This is a genomic window from Vibrio sp. 2CM40D, assembly GCF_023161825.1.
Taxonomy (GTDB): Bacteria; Pseudomonadota; Gammaproteobacteria; order Enterobacterales; family Vibrionaceae; genus Vibrio; species Vibrio alginolyticus.
Window position 1 is genome coordinate 26,131 of sequence record NZ_JALNTL010000017.1, and the last position, 25,446, is coordinate 51,576.

Consider the following 25,446-nt stretch of genomic DNA (forward strand, 5'->3'; position numbering starts at 1 on the left):
GATTCTCCGGTGAAGTTCATAAAGCGTTTATTATTTTTAACATTGATTTGCATAATTCTTGGAGTCACCACAATATTTGGCTTCTATCAGTACGTGAAGCCTGAATTGCCAGATGTTGCAACTCTAAAAGACGTTGAATTACAAACACCTATGAAGGTGTTTAGTCAAGACGGGAAGCTGATCGCACAGTTCGGTGAAAAGCGTCGTATTCCTGTTACTTATGACGAAATTCCTCAAGACTTAATTCACGCGCTCATCGCAACCGAAGATAGTCGTTTCTATGAGCATCCTGGTATCGACCCTATCGGCATCACTCGTGCAGCGGTTGTTGTTGCGGTTTCAGGCTCGGCTAAACAGGGTGCAAGTACGATTACGCAACAGCTAGCTCGTAACTTCTTCTTATCTAATGAGAAGAAGATCATGCGTAAGATTAAAGAGATTTTTATTGCTATCCATATTGAGCAGCTTTTAAGTAAGCAAGAAATCATGGAGCTTTATGTCAATAAAATCTTCCTTGGTTACCGCTCATATGGCTTTGGTGCTGCCGCTCAAGTGTATTTTGGCAAGAGCCTTGATGAATTGACGTTAAGTGAGATTGCAACACTCGCTGGTATGCCAAAAGCGCCATCAACCATGAACCCAATTTACTCTCTTGAGCGCGCAACAAAACGCCGTAACGTTGTATTAATGCGAATGCTTGATGAGAAATACATTACACAAGAGCAGTATGACGAAGCACGCAATGAGCCTATTGTGGCGCGTTATCATAGCGCTGAGATTGAGCTTTCCGCACCTTACGTAGCAGAGTTGGCTCGTGCATGGGCAGTAAAAGAATACGGTGAAGAAGAAGCTTATACCTCTGGCTTGAATATCTACATGACTGTGGATTCTAAACTGCAAGATGCTGCAAATACGTCTGCGGTAAATAACCTCTTGTCATACGATGAACGTCATGGCTACCGTGGTGCAGAAAGTGTGCTTTGGAAAGAAAGGGAAGCGGCCTGGGACAATGAGCAAATAGAAAAGCACCTGAAGAAACAGCCAACTTATGGTGACCTTTACCCTGCGGTTGTGACGAAAGTCGATGATAAGACGGCACAAGTATGGGTTAAGAACCATGAAGAGCAAACCATCCCTTGGACTGGAATGCACTGGGCGCGTAAGTACATTACTGATAACCGCCAAGGCTCAACACCAAAGTCAGCGCATGATGTGCTAGCGACAGGTCAACAAGTTTGGGTTCGCGAAGTAAGTGAAACCGATGAAGATGACAACACAACACTGAGCTGGAAACTGAGCCAAGTGCCGACAGCAAACACCGCGTTTGTTGCGATGAACCCAGAAAATGGCGCGATATTGTCGCTGGTTGGTGGTTTCAACTTTGTTCACAGCAAGTTTAACCGTGCAACCATGTCAGTGCGTCAGGTTGGTTCAAGTATCAAGCCTTTCATCTACTCGGCAGCAATTGACAAAGGGCTGACTCTAGCCACTTTGATTAACGATGCGCCGATTAACAAGTGGGATGCAGGTTCTGGTTCAGCTTGGCGACCAAAAAACTCACCACCGACTTATGGTGGTCCAACGCGTCTTCGCCTCGGCTTAGCTCAATCAAAAAACGTCATGGCAGTGCGTACACTCCGTGAAGTTGGCCTCGAGGAGACACGTCAGTACCTTACTCGTTTCGGTTTTGATATTAACCAAGTACCGCGCTCAGAGACCATCGCACTCGGAGCTGGCAGCTTAACACCAATGAAAGTGGCACAAGGTTACTCTGTGTTTGCGAACGGTGGTTATTACGTTGAACCATTCTATGTAGAACGCGTGGAAGATGCATTCGGTGAAGTACTGTTTAAAGCCAATCCAAAGAGTGTTTGTCATAAGGATTGTCCACAAATGAGCGAGCAGCCAGAAAATCGCTACGCTGATGAATTTGGCGAACAAGACGTCGCAATTGACGGCCTTGCAACAGACAATGCCCTTGAAAATGATGAACCTCAATATGCACCGCAAGTTATCTCTGAACAGAATGCATTCTTAATGCGTGAGATGATGTACAGCAACATTTGGGGTGGCGGTAACTGGCGTGAAGGCACAGGTTGGAATGGTACAGGCTGGCGCGCGCAAAAACTTGGTCGTCGTGATATCGGAGGTAAAACGGGTACAACGAATGATTCCAAGGATGCTTGGTACAATGGCTATGGACCTGGTGTCGTTGCGATAGCTTGGGTTGGCTTTGATGATCACTCACGTGCACTTGGCCGCACCACTGTTAACAGCAACCTAGGGCAAGGCCAAATTTCTGGTGCCGAGTCGGGTGCGAAAACCGCAGAGCCTGCTTGGATTGACTTCATGCGTGTTGCGCTAGAAGGGACGCCGGAGCAAGGTAAAAATATTCCAGAGGATATTATTCGAGTTCGTATTGATCGCAACAGCGGTATGCTAACGCACAAGGTAGATAGCACATCAATGTTCGAATACTTTGAAAAAGGCACGGAGCCTACCGAATACGCTGGCGACCGTTTAGAAGATAGTATTTATTCTTCAGGTTCTGGCGCAGAAGAACTGTTCTAAATCACAAAAGCACAAGGGAGAGCATCAAGCTCTCCCTTTTTATTTCTGCTTTTTATGCTGCAGCATTCAATGATGGATAAGAAGCCAACACCTCTTTAATCTTCGCTGCTAAAGCTTCAAACCTAGCTCGTAATGGTGAGCCCGGACGGTATACGAGCACGATATTACGCGAGGGGGTTGGGTTAACAGCTGGTACGTAGCATACGCCATCTTTTTGCTTCTCATTAGGGATAGAAAGCTGAGGCAATAACGTAATCCCCGCACCGGCAGCAACCATGTTGCGTAACGTCTCCAAGCTGGTGGCTTTAAAACGCTCATCGTCTTTTGCACCAGCGGCAAAACAAAAACCTAACGCTTGATCTCGCAGACAGTGGCCGTCTCCCAACGCTAAAACGGTTTTACCATTCAGCTCCAACATATCAACATGGTCGAGAGAGGCCCACTCGTGGTCACATGGCACTGCGACACTTAATGGCTCTTGATACACTTCGATCTCTTTAAATGGCGCAGTTTCATCAACCGAAGCTAAAACTAAGCAATCTAGTTTGCCTTCTTCCAATTGACGCACTAATTGATGTGTTTGAGCTTCGTGCAGAAATAGTTCCAACTCAGGAAATGCTTCTTTTATCTGCGGCAGAATTTTGGGTAGTAGATAAGGCCCAACCGTCGGGATGAAACCAATATGCATCGGTCCAGTCATGGCTCCGCTTTGACCGCTTGCCATATCTCTGAAGGTTTTCACTTCACTTAAGATGCGTTTAGCCTGCTCCACCAGCTGTAACCCTGAATCGGTAAACAAAACACGTCGGCTGCTTCGCTCTAAAAGCGTGGTCCCGAGTTCATCCTCTAGTTTACGAATTTGCCCACTCAATGTTGGCTGGCTAACAAAACATGCCTCTGCCGCTTTGCGAAAGTGCTTATGTTCCGCAAGTGCAACTAAGTACTCAAAATCTCGAATATTCATAATTCACGCTTCGCTTCTTTAACAATAGCTAATACCTATCAAAACCATAACACCAAACGATTAGAGCTATCAAAGAATTTTTACAATAATGGGCTCAACAAAACGAAACAGAGCGACGAAAAACGCTAAGCTCTATACGCATAATTTAAAATAGTTAAAGGAAATCATTATGTTTGTATCTAAAGAAGGTCAACAAGTCCCTCAAGTTACTTTTCCAGTTCGTCAAGGTGACTCTTGGGTGAATGTAACGACCGATGAGCTATTTAAAGGTAAGACCGTTATCGTATTTAGCTTACCGGGTGCATTTACTCCAACCTGTTCATCAAGCCATCTACCTCGTTACAACGAATTGTTCCCTGTATTTAAAGAGCACGGAGTGGATGAGATTATTTGTGTCTCGGTCAATGATACGTTCGTGATGAATGCATGGAAACAAGACCAAGAAGCAGAAAACATTACCTTCATCCCGGATGGTAATGGTGAATTCACCGATGGCATGGGTATGTTAGTGGATAAAAACGACATCGGCTTTGGCAAACGTTCATGGCGTTACAGCATGCTAGTAAAAGATGGCGTAGTGGAAAAAATGTTCATTGAGCCAAACGAACCAGGCGACCCATTCAAGGTGTCAGATGCAGATACGATGCTGAACTACATAGCGCCTGACTACAAAACGCAAGAATCCATCACGGTGTTCACTAAACCAGGCTGCCCTTTCTGTATGAAAGCGAAACAAAATCTGATTGACCACGGTCTTCAATATGAAGAAGTGATTCTGGGTAAAGACGCAACAACAGTTAGTCTACGAGCTATATCTGGTCGCACGACTGTTCCACAAGTCTTTATCGGTGGCAAGCACATCGGCGGTAGCGAAGAGCTAGAAGCGTATCTAGGCTAAGCTGTCCATAGCCTACACCCTCGGTCTCCGGTGCCTTTTGGCTCGGAGGCCAACCCTAAACCACTTCTTCTACTAGTCTAGATAAGTAGTTATCTGCCAATAAGGTGACTACTTATCCAGATTCAACTATCCAATTCACTCTCCAAGCTCAATGTAGCTAGCTTGGCTTAAAACAAAAGCGAGAGTTCACGATGAAACAAGTTAATGTCGACGTAGCGATTATTGGTGGCGGGACGGCTGGTCTTGGTGCTTATCGAGCAGCAAAAGCTCATACCAACAGCGTGGTAATGATTGAGGGCGGTCCCTACGGAACAACCTGTGCTCGTGTCGGATGCATGCCGTCTAAGCTGTTAATTGCGGCAGCAGAAAGTGTTCATCAAATCGAAAAAGCACCTGGATTTGGGATACACCCGCAAGGTGAAGTACGAATTAACGGACGAGAAGTTATGGATCGTATAAAGCGCGAACGCGATCGTTTTGTTGGCTTTGTGCTTGAAAGTGTCGATGATATTCCCGCTGAAGACAAACTATCGGGCTACGCGAAGTTTGCCGATGACCACACTCTCATCATAGATGATCATACTCAGGTCACCGCACAGCGCATTGTTATTGCGACAGGATCTCGTCCGACATATCCGGCAGCTTGGAATGAACTGGGTGATCGCCTAGTGATTAACGATGATGTATTTGACTGGGATGACTTACCAGAGTCCGTGGCAGTATTTGGCCCAGGAGTCATCGGCCTTGAATTGGGTCAGGCTTTACACCGCCTAGGAGTGAACGTGAAGCTCTTTGGCCTTGGAGGACAAGTGGGCCCACTGACAGACCCAGAGGTGATGGCGTATGCAGATAAAGCCTTTAAGGAAGAGTTCTACCTTGATGCAGATGTAAAAGTCGAAAGCATGAAACGCATTGCATCGTCAGACAATGACGGCGAAGACAAGGTCGAAATCCAATTCATCAACCATGATGGTGAATTAGAAACTTTCGTTGTCGATTACGTATTGGCCGCAACGGGTCGTCGTCCAAACGTCGATAAGCTGACGATCGAGAACACCAATGTGGCTCTCGATGAACGTGGCGTACCAACGGCGGATCACTATACATTGCAAACTTCGGTAGAGAGCATCTTCATCGCAGGTGATGCAAGTAACCAGATTCCACTGCTGCACGAAGCCGCTGACCAAGGCCGTATTGCTGGAGACAACGCAGGCCGTTTCCCAGATATTCGTGCGGGTCTGCGTCGCTCACCAATTTCAGCCGTGTTCTCCGACCCTCAAATTGCTATGGTTGGCGAAACATATAAACAACTAGAAACACGTCTAGGCACATGTGGATGTTTCGCAACCGGTGAAGTCTCGTTTGAAAATCAAGGACGTTCGCGCGTCATGCTTCGTAATAAAGGTATTCTGCATGTCTACGGAGAGCAAGGCACTGGACGTTTTTTAGGTGCAGAAATGATGGGCCCGAATGCAGAGCATCTTGCGCACCTTTTAGCGTGGGCGCACCAAAATAGGATGACGATTTCTGAGATGTTAGATATGCCCTTCTATCACCCAGTGATTGAAGAAGGCGTCCGCACCGCTCTACGTGATTTGAATGCAAAACTACACTTAGGGCCAGAAATGGTGAAACATTGTCTTGACTGCGGCCCAGGCTGCTAACGCTTTCAGGCTTCTATCTAAATATAAAGCAAAGCCTCGTCATCAACGAGGCTTTGCTTTACTACTTTGGCGCAATGAAATCTCTCTTACGCTGCCATCATTGCATAGCGACTGACCATACAAATCGCGACAACACCGATCATAAAGAACCCACCAGCGATACTCAGCGCAAGTTTCAACTCTGTCGACATCATTATATTTCCTGTTAAAGACTGACAGCACACCATACATCAATTACGTGCCACAAAGCTTTTACAAAGCTAACTTTCCATTTTTGGTTGTGTCATGGCGCTCTAAGCCCGTGTAAGAAACGCTTTCCACCATTTAGTTAGATATATAATCTGAAGCAACACTAATGGTTTGGAAAACACTATGACTTGTCGCCGCTGCGAGGAACATTGGTTTTGGAAAAAACTTGGACGTTGCCAACGATGCTTGGATCAATTGACGGTACTTTCTGTACTGTGTTGGATTGTGTGGTGGTTTACGCTCAAAGATGATCCACAAAGCATCGAGTCGATCGCTTTGATCTTTGTCGGCTTCGCTTTCAACGTTTTGTTGTTTCTACACTTATGGATGCGTTTTGTCATCTTGCCTTGGCAACGTCGAAAGGGACAAAAAAAGGCCAATAAAAAAGAGAAAAGTGACAGATAGAAAAAAGCCCCAAAACCAATGTCAGTTCTGGGGCTCTCTTAGATTCTTCTAAGAAAAAGCAGTGGTACTTTAATAGACCGGGCTTCCTCTCAAAGGTTCCAAATTTTTTCGATTTTTTTAGCGAATACTGATGTAAGTAAACAGGAAAATGACTATGTCATTGAATGCTAATAAAATCACTCCACAACTTCAGTTCATGCCACATGCGTTTTTTGGATCACTTGCTCCATTAAATTGATCTCAAGCGCTACCTCATCACATGCATGTTGACGTGGGCACTGATCGCAATCTTTCAGAACTTTCTCCGGCAGTAATGACTTCGATGTAGGTAAAAAGCTTTGCTTCATAAAGAACTCAGGCGTTCGCGTTAGAACAAAGACTTTCTTGATCGCCATCTGGCGCGCTTTCTCAACCAAATAGTTCACAATCGCACTGCCCTGCCCTTGGCCTTGCCAGCCCGCTTCGATACCAAGAGAGCGTATTTCTGCCAACCCTGAGTCATACACATATAGAGAAGCGCAACCCGTCACTTCACCATGATGCTCAGCCACCGCAAAAGAGCCAATATCTCTCACGAGCTCATTACGAGAGCGCGGAAGATTCTCACCAAGGTTCGCCCAGTAAGCAACCATACCTTCCAACGTTTCAATGTCCGTCAAACGTGCAGGACGCACTTTCACCGCCGAGCTGTCACGCTGGCTCAGGCGCTTATCCGCTTGTTCTACCGCGTAAGCGACCTGGTGAGGCGAAACACCCCCCAAAGCACAACGCTTTTCCAAACACGAATCGATAGTCAGAATGTCATACACATCCGCTTCAATGACTTCTGAGAAGGCTTTTAACTCTTCGATAGACAGCTCTTCTAGCGCACAACCTTTAGCAATAGCACCAACGACCGCGACACCGACGATGTGGTGAGCTTCACGGAATGGGATGCCTTTCGCCACTAGGTAATCAGCTAACTCCGTCGAGTTTGCGTAACCTTGTTTCGCCGCTTCTAGTGTGCGCTCGCCATTCACTTTAATACCGTCAAAACACAGAGCTGCCATTTCCATGCAGTCGTTCCATGTATCTAAAGCGTCAAACAACCCTTCTTTATCTTCCTGCATGTCTTTGTTGTACGCCAATGGCAAAGCTTTAACTGTCATCATCATGCTCGATAATGCGCCATAGACACGCCCTGTCTTACCACGGATCAACTCAAGTGCATCTGGGTTTTTCTTCTGTGGCATTAATGACGAACCAGATGTCACCGTATCCGCTAACTCAATGAAGTTTGACTCGCCTGAATTGTAGAAGATCATATCTTCTGCAAGACGAGAAAGGTGAAGCATAGAAATCGACGCCACCGACATCAGTTCCATCACATGATCACGATCTGAAACCGAATCGAGTGAATTACGCGTAGCACGGTGGAAACCGAGATTATGTGCTAATTGTTCGCGATCAATCGGATAAGCCGTTCCCGCTAAAGCACCCGAGCCAAGTGGACAAGTGTCGAGACGCTGTAAGGCATCATTCAGACGAGAGTAGTCACGCTCGAACATTTCAACATAAGCCAAGCACCAGTGAGCAAAGGTTACAGGTTGAGCACGCTGAAGATGAGTATAGCCTGGCAATACGGTGCCTTGGTGCTGTTTAGCAACATGGACCATTTGTGCTTGTAGGCGATCTAAAGCAATCAACAATTGCTGACCTTGCTGACGACACCAAAGTTTCAAGTCTGTGGCGACTTGGTCATTACGAGAACGCCCAGTGTGGAGTTTTTTACCTAAATCTCCCACTTTACTGATTAGCTGCTGTTCAACCCAAGAGTGGATATCTTCTGCATCAGAGCGAAGAATTTGGTGAGGGTCTTCCATCACTTCTAACTTCAGCTCATTTAAAGCAAGTTCCAGTTTTTGCTGTTCTTCTGCCGATAGCACATCAACAGAAAGCAGAGCTTTAGACCATGCGATTGAACCTACGATGTCTTGCTCAGCCAATCGGTAGTCAAAACGCAACGAATCATTGAACTCTTTAAATCTGGTGTCTGCCGCTTGGGTAAATCTTCCGCCCCATAATGCCATTGCGTCTCTCCTGATGACTATTGCTTACTCTAACGTTCTCGAATGAGTAGTAACCAATTTGATGGTCATTTGCTCACTTTTTCTTATGGGTCAACGTTACGGCAATTTCGATAAAAAATAAAGTATAAATTCAATATTTTTACATATATATTCAAGACAAATTTAGGTACCCGCTTTTAGAAACCAAAAGACCCGCCTATAAATGGCGGGTCTTTATTCAATCCAAGATGGATGTTAAGGGATTATTTCTTCTGGCTGTTCAATGCACGAATACGGCTTGATAGCGAGTAAAGACGGATAAACCCACCTGCATGGCTTTGGTCGTAAACTTCATCTTCACCAAAAGTCGCGAACTCTTCTGAATACAAGCTGTTGTCAGAACGTTTTTGCGTCACTGTCGCTTGACCTTTGTAGAGCTTAACAACCACTTCACCGTTAACGTCTTGCGCTAGCTCTTCTGAAGCGGCAAGGATCGATTTACATAGTGGCGTAAACCAACGGCCATCGTATACAAGGTGAGACGCTTTTAGACCTAGCTCCTCACGGAATTCGAATGATGATTTGTCTAGCACAAGCTGCTCTACAGCACGCAGCGCTTCCATCATGATGGTGCCTCCCGGTGTTTCATAACAACCACGAGACTTCATTCCAACAAGACGGTTTTCCACGATATCGATACGGCCAACACCGTGCTTAGCGCCCTTCTCGTTTAGGTAAACCAGTGCGTTGTATGGTGTCATCGCTTCACCATCAACTTCGACCACTTCACCTTTTTCTACTTTCAGCGTGACGTATTCCGCTTCATTTGGCGCTTGCTCTGGGTCGACAGTCCACACCCAGCAGTCTTCGTTTGGTGCGTTCCACGTATCTTCTAAAACGCCGCCTTCCGTCGAAATGTGCCATGCGTTTGCATCACGTGAATAGATCTTAGTAAGAGACGCAGAGCAAGGAATATTACGCTCAGCTAGGTAATCCAAACACTCTTCACGACTCACTAGGTCCCACTCACGCCAAGGTGCAATCACTTGTAAGTCCGGTGCTAGTGCTGCGAATGCGCCTTCGAAACGTACTTGGTCGTTACCTTTACCTGTACAGCCATGACACAGAGCGTCCGCGCCCACTTTACGTGCCACTTCAACCTGCGCTTTGGCAATGATTGGACGCGCCATTGATGTACCTAGCAGGTACTTACCTTCGTAGTACGCGCCAGTTTTTAGCGTTGGGTAAATGTAGTCTGCGACCATTTCTTCTTTCAAGTCAGCGATGTAGCACTCAGAAGCACCAGAGGCTTTTGCTTTCGCTTCAATGCCTTCTAGCTCTTCGGCACCTTGACCAACATCGGCAACGAAAGCCACTACTTCACAGTCGTAGTTCTCTTTTAGCCACGGGATGATTACTGAAGTATCTAGACCGCCTGAGTATGCGACTACCACTTTATTTACGTTCACTTTGCTCATGTTTTTTCTCCAAACTTAACTGGCGCTGCGCTCGGCGGTCAGTGCCAACTACGACTTCCTAATATTGAATTCTTTTGCTGATGCTTATTGAGGCAAGAATTGAGTACCAATACTTTCACCAGCGAATAACTGTGCTAATTTTTCTGGGTAACGCCAGGTCGCGACTTCAATTGGACGGCCAAGATCATTGGCGGCCTCCAAAGCAGCTTTAACTTTGACGATCATGCCATCGGTGATCACATGTCCATCGATCAACGAGTTAGCTTGCTGCTCTGACAGGGTTTTGATCAAATGGCCTTTTCCATCTAATACACCACTCACGTCTGATAACAGGACTAACTCCGCATCTAATGCGCCCGCAACCGCGACTGCTGCTTGATCAGCATTCACATTCATCATCTGGCCATCTTTGGTTAAACCAATTGAACTGATGATCGGCAGTGCACCTGTGTTTAGCACCGCTTGTAATAGTGCTGAGTCACCCGGTGATGCTTTGCCTACAGCGCCGAGTTCTGGGTCAAGTTCTTCAACAAGACACAAACCACCATCCGCAAGGCTAAGGCCCACAGCGTTAAGACCGTCCGCAATCGCTTGACCTTGAAGTAACTTATTCGCAGTGCCTGCAAGCGCGCCTGCAATCACAGGAATTTGATCGTAAGGCGTTACGCGTAAACCGTTTTTCTTAACGGTTTCAAGCTGAAGCTTTGCCATCAACTCATCAACTAGGTAGCCACCGCCATGAACGATGGCGATTTGTCGCTGTGCCGATTTTTGGTAAGCCGCAATGGCACCAAAAAGTTGGCTTAAGGTTTGAGTGCATGATAGAGCTGCACCACCTAGCTTAATGACTAAAGGAGCTTGATTGGTTTGCGTCATCGCATTTCCCTCTTTCAACGACTACAGCAACGCTGTCAGTTCTGGGTAACCGTAATGAATATTGAGACATTGCATCGCTTGACTCGATGCACCTTTAAGTAGGTTGTCGATAGCTGAAATCACAATGATGTGTTCGCCTTGTACCTTCCAGCCGATATCACAGAAAGGGGTATTTTCGACATCCTGAATACGTGGAATACCGTCGCCTTTAAGACGCACCGCAGGCTTGCCTTGATAAGCTTGTTCAAACGCCTGTGCCACTTGTGCTTCTGTCACACCTTGCGCAAGCTTCATGGTGATAGTGGCAAGAATGCCGCGTTTAAAGTTGCCGAGGTGCGGAGTAAAAATCACATCGCAACCCAAGTGCTGAGCAATCTCTGGCTGGTGACGATGGTTAAATACACCATAAGGTTGCAAGCTCACTTCACAGAAGCTGTTAACCATGGAGGCTTTACGCCCTGCACCTGATACACCACTGGTTGCGTTGATCACTGGCCATTGGTTGGTATCGAGCAACGCATGTTCTAATAAAGGTTTGATTGCAAGCTGTGAAGCGGTTGGGTAGCAACCTGCTACTGCAATCAAAGGAGTGGTTTTTATTGATTCTTGGTTCCACTCTGCTAAGCCGTATGCTGCTTTATCTAGCCAGTTGTTATGTTGATGTTCGAAGCCATAAAAAGTGTCGTAAAAGCCTTCACTTTTCACACGGAATGCACCCGATAAATCGAATACCTGACAGCCTGCCTCCAAGAAAGTTGGGGCTAAATCATGGCTGACTTCGTGAGCCGTTGCCAAAAACACCACGTCCGATTCTTGAGCGATTTGCAGTGGATCCGTTAGTGGTAAAACTGGCATATCAATGATGCCCGCTAGCTTACCGTGCAGCTGCGCGATGCTCTTTCCCGCATCAACACTGTTGGCGGAAACGTATAAACCTGATAGCGTGAGTTGTGGGTGTTTATTAACCATTAACGCTAACTCTGCGCCGGTGTAACCGCTGGCTCCAATAATCGTGGTTTTTAGCATTGTGTAACATCCATATACTTAAAGGCTCAAATGACTATTCATATTTAATTTTTGCTTTATTTTGATTTTTTATTCATTAAATATGATTTAATATGTGTTTTACATTTTTGTGGTCTGTCTGTCAACAGGAGATTTGAAGAATCCATGCAATTACCAACTTTTCTAGAGGTCTATGAAGGACTCATCAGCACCTCTTCTATCAGCTCCACGGATCCGAGCTGGGATCAGGGCAATGCAAAAGTCATCGAAAAACTCGCATCTTGGTTTAAAGATCTGGGTTTTAGCGTTGAAGTGATCGAAGTCGAGCCAGGCAAGCACAATATGATCGCACGTATGGGTGAGGGTGAAGGTGGCCTTTTACTTGCTGGCCATAGCGATACCGTGCCATTCGATCAAGGGCGATGGAATTTTGATCCGCATAAACTGACGGAAAAAGACAACCGCTTCTACGGTTTAGGCACAGCAGACATGAAAGGCTTTTTCGCCTTTATTTATGAAGCAGTGAAGAAAGTCGATTGGAGCAAGCAGAGCAAACCACTTTACGTATTAGCCACTTGTGACGAAGAGACCACCATGTTGGGCGCGCGACATTTCACAGCAAACGCCCCATTTAAGCCGGATTACTGCATCATTGGTGAACCCACCAGCCTTGTGCCAATTCGAGGTCATAAAGGGCATGTGGCAAATGCCATTCGCGTAACAGGCAAGTCCGGTCATTCATCGGACCCAGCGCTTGGCGTTAACGCTATTGAGATCATGCATGAAGTCATGTTCGCCATGATGCAACTGCGTGACAAATTGATTAAAGAATATCACCATCCGGGTTTTGCCATTCCAAGCCCTACCCTAAACCTTGGACACATTCACGGTGGTGACAGCGCTAACCGTATTTGTGGTTGCTGTGAGCTGCATTACGACGTGCGTCCTCTTCCTGGCATTAGCCTTGATGGTTTAGAGAACATGTTGCGCGGAGCATTAAAAGAAGTCGAAGCGAAATGGCCAGGGAGACTGGAGATTATTCCATTGCATGAGCCTATTCCGGGTTACGAATGCCAACATGACCACCCATTTATTGGTGGTGTTGAAGAGATTTGCCAAACTAGTTCAGAAACCGTGAACTACTGTACTGAAGCACCATTTCTACAGCAGTTGTGTCCAACCTTGGTGCTCGGCCCTGGGTCAATCGACCAAGCCCATCAACCGGATGAGTTTCTATCCTTCGACTTTATCGACCCCACAATTGATGTGCTTTCAAAGGCGATGGTCAAGTACTGCTGTTAATACGCGTTTAAGCTCGAAAGTCTGTGCAGCTCGATTGAGCTGCATCTTTTTATCTTCACAATTTAGCGCTAGTCTTAACACTTATTTAACTTGTTATTTTGTAATTAATTTTCACTTCTTACTCTATGGCTGCCGTAAATTTGCTCTAAATCAGGAGACAGCGGAATAATTGCAAACTTAGTCTGCTTTATTTGACTATAACTGGTGCTTTTCGCTAGATTGGAGTCTTAACAAGGACAATGGATGTAGTTTTTTTACGAGGCAGGACGACAATGAACGAGAAATACGCCGCACTCAAAAGTAATGTGCGCATGTTAGGCCACTTATTGGGTAACACCATTCGCGATGCCCATGGCGAAGAAATCTTCGAGAAAGTGGAAACCATTCGTAAATTATCCAAATCAGCTCAAGCAGGGAATCAAGCAGACAGGGACAGCTTGATCGAAGAAATCAAACATCTACCTGATGAGCAGCTAACGCCCGTTACTCGCGCGTTTAACCAATTTCTAAACCTCACCAATATCGCTGAGCAATACCACACGATTTCACGCCATTGTGAAGAGCACATTTGCGAACCAGACGCGATTAACTCGCTGTTTTCTAAACTGGTACAAAACGATGTGAGCAAACTGGACACTGCCCAAGCGGTTCGTGATCTAAATATTGAATTGGTATTGACGGCTCACCCAACAGAAATTACGCGCCGCACGATGATCAACAAACTGGTCAAGATAAACGAGTGCTTATCAAAGTTGGAGCTAAGCGATCTTTCTTCTAAAGAGCGCAGAAAAACCGAACGCCGCCTAGAGCAACTGATTGCCCAAGGCTGGCATTCAGACGTGATTCGACAACAACGCCCAACTCCGTTGGATGAAGCAAAGTGGGGCTTTGCGGTCGTTGAAAACTCGCTATGGGAAGCAGTACCGGACTTCCTACGTGAGATGAATGACCGTCTAAAATCTTACCTTGGAGAAGGTTTACCCATTGATGCTCGCCCAGTGCACTTCTCCTCTTGGATGGGCGGTGACCGTGACGGTAACCCGTTTGTTACTCACAACGTTACGCGTGAAGTCTTACTTTTGTCTCGTTGGAAAGCCGCCGATCTTTATCTCAATGACATCAACGAGTTGATCAGCGAGCTGTCTATGACAGTTTCAAACGATCAAGTCCGTGAGCTTGCTGGCGAAGATCAGCACGAACCATACCGTGCGATCCTGAAGCAATTACGCACTCTGCTCAATGAAACCAAAGATATTCTCGATGCTAAGATCCACGGTCAAAAACTGGCCGTTAAAGCACCACTGCAAAAAGTCGAGCAACTTTGGGAACCGTTGTATGCCTGCTACCAGTCACTAAACGAATGTGGCATGGGTGTAATAGCCAACGGCTCACTACTGGATACACTACGCCGCGTAAAAGCATTTGGTATCCATCTTGTACGTCTTGATATCCGCCAGGAGAGCACGCGTCACTCAGACGTCTTGTCTGAACTGACTCGCTACTTAGGTATTGGTGATTACGAACAATGGAGTGAGCAAGATAAGATTGCTTTTCTAACTAACGAGCTGGCATCTAAACGTCCGCTTCTCCCTCGTGATTGGGAACCGTCTGAACCCGTCAAAGAGGTTTTGGATACCTGCAAGATTGTTGCAGCACAACCGCGTGAAGCGTTTGGCGCTTACGTTATTTCAATGGCACGTACCGCCTCTGACGTACTAGCCGTTCATCTACTGCTACAAGAAGCTGGTTGCCCTTACCGCATGGATGTGTGTCCTCTGTTCGAAACGCTAGACGATTTGAACAACGCGGAATCGGTCATCAAGCAGCTTATGGGGATTGACCTTTACCGTGGTTTTATCCAAAACCACCAGATGGTCATGATTGGTTACTCTGACTCAGCGAAAGATGCAGGTGTTATGTCTGCAGGTTGGGCTCAGTATCATGCGATGGAATCGTTAGTTAAAGTGGCTGAAGAAGAAGGCGTTGAGCTAACTCTATTCCATGGTCGTGGGGGCACAGTCGGTCGCGGTGGCGCACCTGCGCATGCTGCGCTTTTGTCGCAACCACCAAAAAGCTTGAAAGGCGGTTTACGTGTAACAGAGCAAGGCGAGATGATCCGCTTTAAACTGGGTCTCCCAGATGTCGCAGTAAACAGCTTTAACCTATACGCAAGTGCGATTCTGGAAGCCAACTTGTTACCGCCACCAGAGCCAAAACAAGAATGGCGCGACTTGATGGAAGTGCTATCAGAAGTAAGCTGTGAGTCTTACCGAAATGTGGTTCGTGGCGAGCCAGATTTCGTGCCTTACTTCCGCCAAGCAACACCAGAACTCGAACTCGGCAAGTTGCCACTTGGTTCTCGTCCTGCAAAACGCAACCCTAAGGGCGGAGTAGAAAGCTTACGTGCAATCCCGTGGATCTTCTCATGGAGTCAAAACCGTTTGGTACTTCCTGCATGGCTAGGCGCAGGTGAAGCGATTCAATACTCGATCGATAAAGGCCACCAAGCATTGCTCGAAGAGATGTGCCGCGAATGGCCATTTTTCTCAACTCGTCTCGGCATGCTGGAAATGGTGTACTCGAAGTGTAATATTGATATCTCTCGCTACTACGATGAGCGATTGGTGGATGAGTCGCTCCGTCCACTCGGTGAAAAACTTCGTGCTCAGCTTCAAGAAGACATCAAAGCGGTACTGAATGTAGAGAACAATGAAAACTTGATGCAGCATGACCCTTGGGGACTCGAGTCGATTCGCTTACGCAATATCTACGTTGAGCCATTGAATATGCTACAAGCAGAGCTACTATACCGCACGCGTCAAACCGAAGAAGCTTCTGCAAACTTGGAAGAAGCGTTGATGGTGACGATTGCTGGTATTGCTGCTGGTATGCGCAACACAGGCTAATCGTTTCATTTTTAATAAAAAGCTGGGCAAATGCTCAGCTTTTTTTTATCACAGGATAATCGCACCAAAACAAAGGCAGTTAAATATACCACCAAAGACCCAAAAAATACCAAAATAAAAGAATAAAAAACCACAAGTTAACACTATTGATTATTATGTTAGTTTTTTAGGGTAATTTTGTCCTACTATTCCACTTCATGCTTATTATTTATATACTACTTGCCTGCTGAGAGCTCATAAATCCAATCATACCTGCTCCAGCCTTGATGGGACTCCCCATCTCTCTAGGTGATAAACGGCTTTAAGGTGACAGGACCAACATTGTTGGTGCTACTTATACATTAAAAAACTCAAGTGCCAGTAAGAGCGCAGCTGAAAGTATAAGTAGCTTGTTTACAAGTTTATTGACCATTTGGATTGAAGACATGTCATTACCACACGTAATCTTAACTGTTCTTAGCACTCGCGACGCAACCGGTTACGATATCACTAAAGAATTCTCTGCTAGCATCGGTTACTTCTGGAAAGCAAGCCACCAACAGGTGTACCGTGAACTCAACAAAATGGCTGAGAAAGAACTGGTTACTTGCGTATTAGAACCCCAAGAAGGCAAACCAGACCGCAAGGTTTACTCCATTACAGACGCTGGTCGCAGCGCTTTAGGAGAGTGGTTTGATCAACCAACTGCACACCCAACAGTTCGTGATGAGTTTTCAGCGAAATTGATGGCATGTGCCGTTCAACCAGCGGCTCCATTCCGTGACCAACTCGCCGAGCTAGTTGAAGAGTCTCGCAAACTGGTTTCTCACTACAAAGAAATTGAAGCGGCTTACTACGCAACGCCGTCAACTTTAGATAAACAAGCTCGCCTAGAACGTCTAACGCTTCGCCGTAACCTACTGTTACGTGAAACTTGGATCACTTGGGCAGAAGAAGTTCTAACTGAACTTGAAGTGATTGGTTAAACTCCTTTTGCTTTGATAAAACGAAAAAGGCTTGCCACTTGGCAAGCCTTTTATCTTTTTGAAACTAGGTTTACGCACCGACTACTGCGCGAGGACGAACACCCAACGTATGACATAACGCGTAAGTCATCTCTGCACGGTTTAGTGTGTAGAAGTGAAAGTCCTTAACCCCTTCACGACTCAGTACACGCACCATATCAATAGCTTGGCTAGCTCCTACAAGCTGGCGAGTCACCGGATCATCATCCAAGCCATCGAATTGTTTGCTCATCCATCCTGGTACTTTCACATTGTTCTGTGCCGCAAAGCGAGAAGCTTGCTTAAAGTTCGATACAGGCAAAATTCCTGGCACAATTTCTACGTCAATTCCTGCTGCGACACAACGGTCACGGAATCGCAGGTAAGACTCAACGTCAAAAAAGAACTGAGTAATAGCACGGTTTGCACCTGCATCTACCTTACGTTTTAGGTTCAATAAGTCAGACTGAGCGCTTTTAGCCTCAGGGTGAACCTCAGGGAATGCAGCAACGGAGATATCGAAATCGTGGCGTGATTTCAGCAGCTCAACCAAATCCGAGGCATACATATCAGGCGCACCGCCACCTGGAGGAATATCACCACGCAGAGCGACGATATTTTCAATACCATTGTTCCAATAATCATCGGCAATATTAATCAACTCTTCACGAGTCGCATCAATACAAGTGAGATGGGGAGCGGCAACCAATCCGGTTGTTGCTTTAATTTCTTTAATGATGGAGTGTGTTCTGTCACGCTCGCCGGAGTTCGCACCGTAAGTCACAGAAACAAATTTAGGTTGAAGCGTTTTAAGACGGTGCACTGAACTCCAAAGTGTTTCTTCCATCTTAGCGCTGCTTGGCGGAAAAAACTCAAACGATACATTGATGTTATCTGATAACTCAGCAATATTCTGGTTCAAGGCGTCGATATGGCCTGCGTGCGTATATCCCATCTTACTCTCCCTGCGGCACTCCGCCACGAAAACAAATCCTTAAAATCGACGTTTAGACGTCTATATGTCTACAGAATGTATTGAATACGATTTAATGTCAACCTTGTAATTATGAATTTTTCTCAAGTTAATAATGAAGATAGTTCAAGTTTCTACTTGAGCATCATCTCGCCATTTTGCACGGGTTATGACTTCAGTATGGCACTGATAGGGGAATAAAAAACCCTGGATTAATTCCAGGGTTTTTAGGTCAATCGCAACTTTAAAATAAACCAGCCAATCGGTTGAGGTCGGATTGAATAGCGCCGGCTGTCACTTCTCTGCCTGCGCCTGGTCCTCGAATGACCAGAGGGTTATCTTTGTACCACTTGCTCTCTATGGCAAAAATGTTATCGCATGGCAATAAGTTGGCGAGCGCGTGCTCACGAGATAACGCTTCGACTCCCACCGTTGCTTTACCATTTTTTTCTAAACGCGCCACATAGCGAAGCACTTGATCGTTTCTCTGTGCTTTTGTCAGACGCTCTTGAAGTATTTCACTCAACAACGCTCCATTATCGAAGAAATCATCTAAGCTCAGTTCTCTTAATTCTTCTGGAACCAAAGACTCAACTTTAACGCTGTCTGGTTCTATATCTAGGCCCGACTCTCGAGCCAAGATGACTAACTTACGCATTACATCGGAGCCATCTAAATCAGAACGAGGGTCAGGTTCGGTTAACCCTTGCTGCCAAGCAAGATCGACTAAATCATTAAATGGCACAGAACCATCAAACTGTTGGAACAGCCATGATAACGTCCCCGAGAAAATCCCCGATAGAGCGACGATTTCATCCCCACTTTCACGAAGATCTCGCACGGTATGGTTTATCGGTAACCCAGCACCAACCGTTGCGTTGTATAGCCAATGACGACCAATTTTAGCGAATGCATCTTGAACCTGATGGTAGTACTGACTATCTGCGGAACCGGCCACTTTGTTAGCGGAAATCAAATGAATGCCTTGCTGTGCGATTTCTACGTAGCGCTGAGCTAACTCTTTACTCGCGGTAACATCAAGCACGACGGCTTCATCATAGCTTTTAAGTGCTCCCAAACGTGCCAGCCAATCCCCATTGTTTGCTATGCTTTCATCATCAAATCGTTCAGCAACACTCGCCGCCTCAATACCTTGCTCATCGAACCAATAGGTTTGGCTATCCACAACCGCGACAAGATCAAAGCTCATACCATGACGTTTTTCGAGCTCACTTTTTTGCGTCGCAAATAAATTTAACCAACTAGAACCAATATTACCCTTGCCACATAAAGCCACTGCCACGCGTTTTTGCGCTTGGAACAACTGGCTATGAATCGTTTGAACCAACGCCTCGGTATCAGTACGGCGCAAAACAGCGACTAGGCTCAGTCCTGAGTCTGTTTCAGAGATAAATTCTACCGGAGAGTGCTTTAGCTTCTGATAAAAGCCAAAGCAATGATTGGCGTTTTTCGTAACGCCTGCACCTACCGCAGCTAAGAGCGAGTAACCTTCTTTTAGCTTAATTTCTGCCTCTACCGCAAGCTCTTGCAAGTGTTTCAATGCACCACCGGCGATTTCTGCGGTGTAAGCCAAGCGTAGCGTGTGCTGATCGGATTGAGCTTCAAATGCCAGTGGCTCTAATTGCGCGCGCTGCAACGCTTGTAATACATCACTCTGTGTTTTTTCGAAGTCGTGCCCATGCATGAAAGACAACTGCACCAATAAAACATCATCCAGTGAAGTAATAATTTTAGCGCCACGACCAGATGCCAATACACGCTCAATACGAGTAGAACCCGACTCTGGCAGATAGCTACACTTGAGATTAAGGTCCATGGTACTTTGCGCCACAGGCTGAAGCGTACGACTGTGTAGCACTGGGGCAGCTAAGCGAGCAAGTTCACTGGCTTCATCCAATCGAAGTAACGGTAATAAACAAGCGTCAGACACCAAACGTGGATCGGCACTATAGACACCAGCAACATCACTCCAAATCGTGACAGTACTGACTTCAGCAAGCGCGCCTATGACCGTTGAAGAATAGTCAGAGCCGTTACGACCAAGTAGAATGGTTTCTCCTGCCTCGTTCTGAGCCATAAAGCCAGTAATTACCACACGTTTATGGTTATGCTGCGCGAGGATCTCTTTAATTAAAGGGTATGAACGAGCGCGATCAACCTCTGGTTGAGTTCCCGCTTCTGCACGTAAAAACGCTCGTGCATCTTGTGCAACCGCAGGGATAGAACGTTGAGATAATAACGCGGCCAATAGGCGAGCAGACCATACTTCTCCGTGCCCCAGTACCGCGGCTTTTTGCGCATTAGTGAGTGGTGCAGTCAGCTCCGAGAGAGTACTGAACTCATCATGTAATAAAGCTAACAGCTCTTCTTTTGTTTCACTCTCCAACAAGCTTTCTATTAGCTCAGTTTGAAACTGTCTTAAGCTTTGAAGCGCTTCATGCGCAATTCGGCCATCTTTATTTAACCCTTCCAAAAACTCAATCAAGCGGTTAGTGGTTTTTCCTGCAGCAGAGACGACCACCAGATCATTTTCTGTCGAATACTCCTTGAGAATACCCACAACGCGTAAGTAGCATTCTGGGTTTGCTAAGCTACTGCCACCAAACTTATGCAGCTGACGTTGTACAGTCATTGTTATCGTCTCCTATTACTGGGTAGCTTTAGCAAACGCTTGTTCTAAATCTGTGATGAGGTCTTGTGCATCTTCCAAACCGACAGACAAACGCAATAGTTGATGAGAGACCCCAGCCTCCGCCAGCGCCTCCTCACCCATTGCACGGTGCGTCATGGATGCTGGGTGGCAAATCAAACTTTCTACACCACCTAATGACTCTGCTAATGAAAACAGTTGGAGCTCTTTCACAAACACCTTTAACTGCTCAAACGAACCAGCAAACTCAAAACTCAACATAGAGCCAAAGCCCGTTTGCTGCTTTTTAGCAATGTCGTGACCTGGATGTTCCGGCAGGCTTGGATGATAGATAGTTTTAACTAACGCTTGTTTCTGTAGGTAAGCTAGTACCTGCTGTGAGCTCTCTTCATGTACTCTCATACGAGCACCAAGCGTACGAATACCTCGCAGTGTCATGTAACTATCGAAAGGTGTGCCCGTTGCACCAATACAATTGCCCCACCATGCAAGCTCTTCTGCATGCGCTTCTGTGTTGGTGATGATTACCCCACCAATTACGTCCGAATGACCGTTGATGTACTTTGTTGTGGAGTGGATAACAAAATCCGCACCTAGCTCTAAAGGTTTTTGGTACACGGGTGTCAAAAAGGTATTGTCCACCGCAACTAACGCGCCGACTTGTTTCGCTTTTTCACAAGTAGCTGCAATATCCACTACGCGAACCAGAGGATTTGACGGAGTTTCTAGCAAAATGAGTTTTGGTTTTTGTGCCAATGCAGCATCTAAAGCCTGTTCGTCTGATTGATCGACAAACTGAACCTTAAAATCGCCTTTGTTAGCTCGGGTATTAAAAAGACGATAGGTACCACCATAACAATCGTGAGGAGCAATAATGAGATCATCTGGGCCGAGAAAAGCGGAAACCCATAAATTTAATGCCGACGTACCGCAGTTAGTAACAACCGCTCCTTTTCCGGACTCAAGTTCAGATAGCGCACTTTCCAACAGTCCGCGGTTTGGATTACCAGATCGTGTGTAATCATACTTGGGCACTTCACCAAAAGCAGGAAAACCATAGTTAGTGGAAAGATAAATAGGTGGAACGACAGCATGATATTGGCTGTCTGATTCAATACCAGTGCGTACTGCAATGGTCGCAGGTTTGCGAGTGCTCATGGGTGTATCCTTTCACGGGTAATGACTTCTAAATAGGAATGCGCTATATCTAATGAGTAACATAAAGTGATCAACACGCTTCCTTTGCTGTTATGTTCACTTTACTCGTCAAAAAATGAGACGTCAACACTTCTAGACGTCTATATGTCTTTGCTTATGGCGGTAAATGCAGCTAAAATCAGCACCTAAATTATTTTTAACCGATTACATAAATGAAGGTGTGCAATGGCTGACTGGAATGGCGAATACATTAGCCCATATGCAGAGCACGGCAAAAAAAGCGAACAAGTAAAAAAAATTACCGTCTCTATCCCGCTAAAAGTTTTAAAGGTGCTAACTGATGAGCGTACTCGCCGTCAGATCAATAACTTACGCCATGCAACCAATAGCGAATTGCTATGCGAGGCATTTTTGCACGCGTACACAGGTCAGCCACTTCCGACAGATGAAGACCTTCGTAAAGACCGTCCTGATGATATTCCAACAGAAGTAAAAGCGCTGATGACGGAAATGGGCATCGAATTTGAGTCATTCGACGAAGAATAAAAAAGCCTGATAAGAGGTTTCAGGTAATGACTCTTGCCTCGAGCCAAATGAATGACATAAAAAATGGGACGCAATAGCGTCCCATTTTTGTGTATCACATCTGAAAGATATATTACTCTGCCATGTAGTTTTCAGGCATCTCGATACGAGCTACACCTGAATTAACCGCCGCCTGAGCAACCGCTTTTGCAACACGCGGTAGCAAACGTGAATCCATTGGTTTTGGAATAATATAGTCCGCACCAAACTCTAGCTTATCAACACCTGCAGCCTTCAATACGGCTTCAGGTACAGGCTCTTTTGCTAGCTCGCGAATCGCCTCAACGGCTGCAAGTTTCATTTCATCATTGATTTCACTTGCACGCACATCAAGAGCACCACGGAAAATGAATGGGAAACACAATACGTTGTTAACTTGGTTAGGATAATCACTACGGCCAGTACCCATGATCAAGTCATCACGAACTGCGTGAGCAAGTTCCGGCTTGATTTCAGGATCCGGGTTAGAACATGCGAACACGATTGGCTTATCAGCCATCAACTTCAACGCTTCCGCTGGCAACAGGTTTGGACCAGATACACCTAGGAACAGATCTGCACCTTCAATTACGTCTTCTAGTGTGCGCTTATCTGTATTGTTCGCAAATAACTGCTTATATTCATTAAGGTCATCACGACGAGTGTGAATCACACCTTTGCGATCTAGCATGTAGATTTTTTCGCGCATTGCACCGCATTTGATCAGAAGCTCCATACACGCTACAGCGGCAGCGCCAGCGCCAAGACAAACAATTGTTGAATCTTCAAGTTTCTTACCTTGAAGTTCGATTGCATTCAGCATACCCGCTGCCGTTACAATAGCAGTACCATGTTGATCATCGTGGAATACTGGTACATCACAACGCTCAATCAAACGTTTTTCAATCTCAAAACAGTCTGGTGCTTTAATATCTTCAAGGTTGATACCGCCAAAAGTGTCTGCAATGCTCGCAACAGTATCCACAAATTCATCGATCGTGCGGTGCTTAACTTCAATATCAATAGAGTCAAGACCAGCAAAACGCTTAAACAGTAACGCTTTACCTTCCATCACTGGCTTAGATGCAAGTGGACCTAGGTTACCTAGACCTAGAATAGCGGTACCGTTAGAAATAACAGCAACCATGTTCCCTTTTGCAGTGTACTTGTACACGTTATCCGGGTTTTGTGCGATTTCACGCACTGGCTCTGCAACACCAGGGCTATATGCAAGGGCAAGATCACCCGCCGTTTCCGCAGGCTTTGTCAGTTCGACAGCAATCTTTCCTGGAGTTGGATAAGCATGGTAATCCAATGCTTTTTGGCGATGTTCTTCTTCTGGAGTGGCTGCTTGGTGGTTGTCTTCAGACATGGACGTTTCTCTTTTTTATTTTTAGGTAAGGGGGCATAAATTCTATCGGATAGAAATCAAACTTCATAGGCAAGATTGCGAGCAATATCCTTAAAAAGCCGATAATAAAAGAGATTAGACCAGATAACGGGGTTAAGCACCTGATTTTCGAGTCAGGTGCTCTTTCTTCTTACTATTATTGGAGTATGCAAACTCAGAAAGTATCGTTACTCTTCGTCCACGTATTGCGCTTGGAGATAATTCTCAATACCAGACATTTCAATCAAGCCAAGTTGAGTCTCTAGCCAATCAACATGTTCCTCTTCATCTTCAAGAATATCTTGGAAGAGATCTCGAGACACATAATCTCGAATGTCTTCAGCGTAGGCAATCGCATCTTTTAAATCTGGAATAGCCGCCATTTCAAGCTTTAAGTCACACTCGAGCATTTCCTTGGTATCTTCACCAATCATCAACTTACCTAAATCTTGTAGGTTCGGTAAGCCTTCAAGGAACAAAATACGCTCAATTAGATGATCGGCATGCTTCATCTCATCGATAGATTCGTGATATTCCTTGTCTGCTAGGTGCTTTAAGCCCCAGTCTTTATACATTCGGGCATGAAGAAAATACTGATTAATAGCGACGAGCTCGTTACCGAGCACTTTATTGAGATGTTGAATGATGATTGGATCGCCTTTCATGACAAAACCCTCCTCTTTGGCTTCATTTAAATGTAGAAGCAAATGAGAAGGTGTCAAAATGTAAGGCAAATAATTACTGCATACTTACAGCAATTAGCTGGCTTGTTTAAATTCCGTGTAACTAGTTTCCGCTAAAATTTCCTTGGCCTGTCTGATGCACTTACCACATTGGCTGCCCAATGCCGTGCACTTTTTGATTCCTTTAATATCTGTTACGCCTTCATCTATCGCCAACTTCCTGATTTTTTTGTCGGAGACACCATGGCAAAGACAAACGTACATACTCAAAAAACCTATAAAACTAATCTGTGACAAACAATATAAACAAGAATAGTTCTTGTTACCAGTCGCATTATGGTGTCCGCTCAGAATATTTGGTTATAACGATTTTACCGCTGCAGGAAAAGATCAAAGGGTTAAGAGGGGTGAGTAAAAGCGTTAAGAAATAAAGTCGGTAAAACTCTGTTTTTAAATCGAAAAAGTGACGTCTTTTATTTCAACACTTATAACTAAATGTAATCTAGAAATGAAAAAGGGAAGCCTAAGCTTCCCTTTTCGATGCGCTTTCTTCAAAAAGAAGAACAGTGCAAGATTTCGTTTAATTCGCTATGAATTAGTCGAAGATCTTAGCAACAACACCAGCACCTACTGTACGGCCACCTTCACGGATCGCGAA

Annotated in this window: 19 protein-coding genes and 1 pseudogene; 8 read left to right on the top strand and 12 right to left on the bottom strand. The window is 45.5% G+C overall.

Annotation, left to right across the window (positions count from 1 at the left end; genetic code table 11):
- Positions 1 to 9: 9 nt before the first annotated feature.
- On the top strand, positions 10 to 2,571 hold the full coding sequence (locus MTF70_RS22930; RefSeq protein WP_206958471.1) for a PBP1A family penicillin-binding protein: 2,562 nt from the start codon (positions 10 to 12) through the stop codon (positions 2,569 to 2,571).
- A 52-nt stretch (positions 2,572 to 2,623) separates the two neighbouring features.
- Here the strand turns inward: MTF70_RS22930 and oxyR are convergent, their stop codons facing one another.
- The gene (oxyR, locus tag MTF70_RS22935; RefSeq protein WP_005381326.1) at positions 2,624 to 3,535 is read right to left on the bottom strand and encodes a DNA-binding transcriptional regulator OxyR; all 912 of its coding nucleotides are present in this window, start codon (positions 3,533 to 3,535) and stop codon (positions 2,624 to 2,626) included.
- Positions 3,536 to 3,704: 169 nt separating this feature from the next.
- Here oxyR and MTF70_RS22940 point away from each other — a divergent pair, with 169 nt between their 5' ends.
- The 3 genes from MTF70_RS22940 to MTF70_RS22950 all read left to right on the top strand — a co-directional run bounded on the left by MTF70_RS22940 (position 3,705) and on the right by MTF70_RS22950 (position 6,751).
- On the top strand, positions 3,705 to 4,433 hold the full coding sequence (locus MTF70_RS22940) for a redoxin family protein (RefSeq protein ID WP_005382781.1): 729 nt from the start codon (positions 3,705 to 3,707) through the stop codon (positions 4,431 to 4,433).
- A gap of 191 nt (positions 4,434 to 4,624) precedes the next feature.
- Entirely contained in the window at positions 4,625 to 6,097 is a 1,473-nt protein-coding gene (locus tag MTF70_RS22945; RefSeq protein WP_213971116.1) for a dihydrolipoyl dehydrogenase, read from the top strand.
- A gap of 372 nt (positions 6,098 to 6,469) precedes the next feature.
- Positions 6,470 to 6,751: a DUF3624 domain-containing protein gene (locus MTF70_RS22950; protein WP_248394429.1), complete on the top strand. Its 282-nt coding sequence runs from the start codon at positions 6,470 to 6,472 to the stop codon at positions 6,749 to 6,751.
- 194 nt (positions 6,752 to 6,945) lie between these two features.
- Here MTF70_RS22950 and argH read toward each other — a convergent pair whose 3' ends face one another.
- The 4 genes from argH to argC form a co-directional block, all read right to left on the bottom strand.
- Complete coding sequence (gene argH, locus MTF70_RS22955; RefSeq protein WP_005381331.1) at positions 6,946 to 8,820, bottom strand: argininosuccinate lyase; 1,875 nt, start codon at positions 8,818 to 8,820, stop codon at positions 6,946 to 6,948.
- Between the two features lie 242 nt (positions 8,821 to 9,062).
- On the bottom strand, positions 9,063 to 10,277 hold the full coding sequence (locus tag MTF70_RS22960) for an argininosuccinate synthase (protein ID WP_017821738.1): 1,215 nt from the start codon (positions 10,275 to 10,277) through the stop codon (positions 9,063 to 9,065).
- Positions 10,278 to 10,361: 84 nt separating this feature from the next.
- The gene (argB, locus tag MTF70_RS22965; protein ID WP_005381333.1) at positions 10,362 to 11,153 is read right to left on the bottom strand and encodes an acetylglutamate kinase; all 792 of its coding nucleotides are present in this window, start codon (positions 11,151 to 11,153) and stop codon (positions 10,362 to 10,364) included.
- A 21-nt stretch (positions 11,154 to 11,174) separates the two neighbouring features.
- On the bottom strand, positions 11,175 to 12,179 hold the full coding sequence (argC, locus tag MTF70_RS22970; protein WP_005382790.1) for an N-acetyl-gamma-glutamyl-phosphate reductase: 1,005 nt from the start codon (positions 12,177 to 12,179) through the stop codon (positions 11,175 to 11,177).
- 144 nt (positions 12,180 to 12,323) lie between these two features.
- Here argC and argE point away from each other — a divergent pair, with 144 nt between their 5' ends.
- The 3 genes from argE (at position 12,324) to MTF70_RS22985 (ending at position 17,331) form a co-directional block, all read left to right on the top strand.
- Positions 12,324 to 13,460, top strand: coding sequence for an acetylornithine deacetylase (gene argE, locus MTF70_RS22975; protein ID WP_005381335.1), 1,137 nt, complete (start codon positions 12,324 to 12,326; stop codon positions 13,458 to 13,460).
- 272 nt (positions 13,461 to 13,732) lie between these two features.
- Complete coding sequence (gene ppc, locus MTF70_RS22980; RefSeq protein WP_005381336.1) at positions 13,733 to 16,366, top strand: phosphoenolpyruvate carboxylase; 2,634 nt, start codon at positions 13,733 to 13,735, stop codon at positions 16,364 to 16,366.
- A gap of 425 nt (positions 16,367 to 16,791) precedes the next feature.
- Entirely contained in the window at positions 16,792 to 17,331 is a 540-nt protein-coding gene (locus MTF70_RS22985) for a PadR family transcriptional regulator (RefSeq protein ID WP_005382791.1), read from the top strand.
- Positions 17,332 to 17,401: 70 nt separating this feature from the next.
- Here MTF70_RS22985 and metF read toward each other — a convergent pair whose 3' ends face one another.
- The 3 genes from metF to MTF70_RS23000 all read right to left on the bottom strand — a co-directional run bounded on the left by metF (position 17,402) and on the right by MTF70_RS23000 (position 22,151).
- Positions 17,402 to 18,304, bottom strand: coding sequence for a methylenetetrahydrofolate reductase (gene metF, locus MTF70_RS22990; protein ID WP_205461594.1), 903 nt, complete (start codon positions 18,302 to 18,304; stop codon positions 17,402 to 17,404).
- A 262-nt stretch (positions 18,305 to 18,566) separates the two neighbouring features.
- Positions 18,567 to 20,975, bottom strand: a complete 2,409-nt coding sequence (locus MTF70_RS22995; RefSeq protein ID WP_205461593.1) for a bifunctional aspartate kinase/homoserine dehydrogenase II — start codon at positions 20,973 to 20,975, stop codon at positions 18,567 to 18,569.
- Between the two features lie 15 nt (positions 20,976 to 20,990).
- Positions 20,991 to 22,151, bottom strand: coding sequence for an O-succinylhomoserine (thiol)-lyase (locus MTF70_RS23000; RefSeq protein ID WP_017633522.1), 1,161 nt, complete (start codon positions 22,149 to 22,151; stop codon positions 20,991 to 20,993).
- 225 nt (positions 22,152 to 22,376) lie between these two features.
- Between MTF70_RS23000 and metJ the strand changes: the two genes are divergently transcribed.
- The gene (gene metJ, locus MTF70_RS23005) at positions 22,377 to 22,697 is read left to right on the top strand and encodes a met regulon transcriptional regulator MetJ (protein WP_005381353.1); all 321 of its coding nucleotides are present in this window, start codon (positions 22,377 to 22,379) and stop codon (positions 22,695 to 22,697) included.
- Between the two features lie 112 nt (positions 22,698 to 22,809).
- On the opposite strand, the gene MTF70_RS23010 is transcribed toward metJ, so the two are convergent.
- The 4 genes and pseudogenes from MTF70_RS23010 to MTF70_RS23025 form a co-directional block, all read right to left on the bottom strand.
- Positions 22,810 to 24,087: a malic enzyme-like NAD(P)-binding protein gene (locus MTF70_RS23010; RefSeq protein WP_005381358.1), complete on the bottom strand. Its 1,278-nt coding sequence runs from the start codon at positions 24,085 to 24,087 to the stop codon at positions 22,810 to 22,812.
- A 206-nt stretch (positions 24,088 to 24,293) separates the two neighbouring features.
- Positions 24,294 to 24,770, bottom strand: coding sequence for a bacterioferritin (gene bfr, locus MTF70_RS23015; protein ID WP_005381359.1), 477 nt, complete (start codon positions 24,768 to 24,770; stop codon positions 24,294 to 24,296).
- A gap of 93 nt (positions 24,771 to 24,863) precedes the next feature.
- A complete protein-coding gene (locus tag MTF70_RS23020) occupies positions 24,864 to 25,052 on the bottom strand; it encodes a bacterioferritin-associated ferredoxin (protein ID WP_005381360.1) in 189 nt (62 codons plus the stop codon).
- Between the two features lie 331 nt (positions 25,053 to 25,383).
- Positions 25,384 to 25,446, bottom strand: a pseudogene (locus tag MTF70_RS23025) (elongation factor Tu); the annotation flags it as partial.